The organism is Reyranella sp. (genome assembly GCF_004296935.1).
In the GTDB taxonomy this organism is placed as follows: Bacteria; Pseudomonadota; Alphaproteobacteria; order Reyranellales; family Reyranellaceae; genus Reyranella.
Genome location: NZ_SCVH01000024.1, coordinates 1 through 2,043, shown reverse-complemented (window position 1 = coordinate 2,043; position 2,043 = coordinate 1). Strand labels below are relative to the sequence as shown.

The window sequence follows — 2,043 nt, the reverse complement described above, 5'->3', positions numbered from 1 at the left end:
GCGGCGGCACGCGGTTGCACAAGGTCGGTGAGGACCGGCGCAAAGTGATGGAGCGCATCCCCGCGACCGTAAAGATTATCGAGCATGTGCGGCCGAGAATGCGCTGCCGCGACTGCGACGCGACCCGACAGGCGCCGCCGCCAGCGTTGCCGATTGAGCGCGCGATGGTGGGGCCCGCGTTCCTCGCCCATATCGCGACTTCGAAATACCTGGATCATATCCCGCTCAACCGGCAGTCACAGATCCTGGCGCGGTCGCGAGTGCAACTGAGCCGTCAGACGCTGATGAACTACACGAGCGGCATTGCCAGGCTCTGTGCGCCGCTGGCGGAGCTGATCGGCGAGCACGTGTTCGCGGGCGACGCCTTCCACATCGACGACACGCCGATGTGGGTGCTCGACCGAGAAAGATCGCGCACCCGCGAGGGCCGGATGTGGTGCGCGGTGCGCGACGAGCGGCCCTGGGGTGGCCCCGCGCCGCCAGCTGCCTGGTATGCCCATGCTGCGAGTAAAGGCGACGGGACGGTCCTGGATATCCTCAAAGGTGCACATGGCCTCATGCACGCCGACGGAGACACGCGTTACCATGCGGCTTACCGATGGCTGGTTACGGGCGACGACGGCGTTGCCGTCCCACGCCTGCTGGAAACGGGGTGTTGGGCCCACGCGCGTCGATACTGGTGGGAAGCGTGGACGATCACCAAATCTGACGGTGCCGCGGAGGTGCTGGCGGTCATAGGGAGGCTGTTCGAGGTTGAGCGCGATCATCTTCGTTGCACGCCGCAGGTGCGTCTCGAGGCGCGGCGCCGGCTGTCGGCGGCGCGGGTCGCACGGCTCAAGGCCTGGCTCGACTGGGCGGTACAGGCGCTCAGCACGAGCTCGCCGGAATATCCGGCGGTGACCTACATGCTCGAACGATGGCCGGCGTTCGAGCGGTTCCTGACCGACGGCCGTGCCGAGCTCTCGAACAATGCTGTTGAGCGCGCGATCCGCCCGGTCGTCCTGGGCCGCCGGAATTACAGCTTTATGGGCTCGGATGCCGGCGGCGAGCGGGCGGCGGTGCTGTACACGCTTCTTCAGAGCGCCAAACTCAACGGCGTCGATCCCGAAGCATGGCTGACGGATGTGCTGACCAGGATCGCCGACCATCCCGTGCAGCGCCTCGCCGAGCTGTTGCCCTGGAACTGGTCGCAGGAGCGATCCGCGCTCGCCGCCTGACAACATCATGCGCAACAGTGCTTGAACTTGCGACCTGAGCCGCAGGGGCACCGCGCATTGCGAGCCGGGTTCGCGGCCGCGCTTGTAGCGCGCTTCTTCCGGAGGCGATCGAGCACCAGTACCGCGATCCCCAGTGAGCCGGCATGTGCGTAAAGCTGGTCGCGGTTCTTGTCGGTCTCTTCCATGCATCGGCCGTCACCACCGGGGATGAATCCGAGGAACGGCAGGGTCGCCTTGCTCAGCTTGCGATCTTCGAGCAGCCGGAGCCACCAGTCAGGCTGTAGTTCGACGATCTTCCAGAAGCCTGCGACCCACTCCCGGACGTCGTCCAGCCGCGGTCGTCCGAGCACTGGCAAGAAAGCCGGACGATAGTGGTCGCGCCCTGACAGGAGGCGCGCGGCAATACCGTCTTTGAACTGGATCATAGCCGCGGTCACTGCGCCCCGCTCGGCATCGTCCTGGAAGCGTGGCACCGCGTCACCCCACGGCCGCAGCGCCCACAGATCGATCGATACCTCCTTCGGGCAGACCAGCAATGCAGTCAGGTAGCCCTCCAATGCCAACGCGCTCATCGTCCCCGACGGCGCCAGCTCGGACTGCGCATAGGCATGCCAAACCGACCGCGCCCGCTCGCCAGCGGCCATTGTTGAATCCGCAGAGACAGTGGCCGAAAACATCATCACCCGCTTGTTGGCGTCATCGCCGCACATCGGCGGCGCCTACTAAATTACCTACAAAACTTAGTGACGATAGCGGAAGACCGGGAAACTTTGACGCTTACCGACCGTCGATACCTGTCTCCCGCTGAGTGGTGGTCAGCTCCAAC

2 protein-coding genes are annotated in these 2,043 nt (G+C 65.3%); one reads left to right on the top strand and one right to left on the bottom strand.

The genetic code is table 11. The features are described 5' to 3' along the window. Nucleotides 1-1,217: IS66 family transposase (locus EPO55_RS03185; RefSeq protein ID WP_296334966.1), on the top strand; the 1,217-nt coding region annotated here is incomplete at its 5' end. Between the two features lie 5 nt (nucleotides 1,218-1,222). Here the strand turns inward: EPO55_RS03185 and EPO55_RS03180 are convergent. Next, entirely contained in the window at nucleotides 1,223-1,927 is a 705-nt protein-coding gene (locus EPO55_RS03180) for a UPF0149 family protein (RefSeq protein ID WP_296334965.1), read from the bottom strand. Between the last annotated feature and the right edge of the window lie 116 nt (nucleotides 1,928-2,043).